We start from the raw sequence: 839 nt of genomic DNA, 5'->3' as shown, positions 1-839 counted from the left end.
GATAAATATGTGGCCCAAGAAAAGAAAAGGGCCCAGGACAATGCAATCGCTCAGGCAAGCGGAGCTTCTACGATGGTGTCTATTGCACAAACCATTCTTAGCGGTGGCTCCGGGATGGATTGGGCCAAACAGCAAGTAAAAGAAATGACTAAGTCCGCAGTAAGCACTGCGGTTTCTAAAGCAACCGGTATACCGCCAGATGTAATTTCCGCATATTTCGACTACAAAGCCGACAAGAAGGCAAAACAAAAAGCACAACAAGAAATGGATTTAAGATTGGCGGTTGTCTGTTTGCCTTGCGCGATCATGAACCAAATTCCTGGGATCAGAGATATAACAAAGCCGATCGGATCGGTCCTTGTAAAGGGAGTATCCGAAGTGATAGTAGGGGCATCTAGCTTGCTTGCCGAATCAGTGCATTACACTGCTACCGTACTCGGAGGCGATCTTTCGAATATAGGTATGGTCAAAGCGATCAATAATACTTTGCTCACTGATAAAGTATTAAATAGTTTAGATGATTCAATCAAAGCCCAAGGTAAAGAAGCGGCAGAATATTCTCGTGGAAAGGATCTCCAGAGTGATCTTGCAAAGGGAGATTTAAAAGGTCAGTATAAACAAGCGCTTAAAGAAGAGATCTACTTACAAATAGCAACGGCCATTGCTCCTTCTTTCGGGAATATGGATCCAGAAATGCTTTCCCAGCTCTGGCAGGAATTTGATAGAAGACAGGCTGCAAAAGAAGCGAGGAAGGAACAAGACCAACAGGCGCTATCCACAGCATTATCTATGGCTACAGCAATTGCATTACAATTTATTCCTGGTCCAGGAACAGCAGC

The 839-nt window shown here is 44.2% G+C and carries 1 protein-coding gene; it reads left to right on the top strand.

Annotated elements, in window-relative coordinates; translation table 11 throughout:
* A partial coding sequence (locus CH365_RS19855) for a TIGR04388 family protein (RefSeq protein ID WP_125226358.1) occupies nt 1-839 on the top strand: 839 nt, incomplete at both ends.

It is taken from the genome of Leptospira neocaledonica, assembly GCF_002812205.1.
Lineage (GTDB): Bacteria > Spirochaetota > Leptospiria > Leptospirales > Leptospiraceae > Leptospira_B > Leptospira_B neocaledonica.
This window is presented reverse-complemented; position numbering and strand designations above follow the sequence as displayed.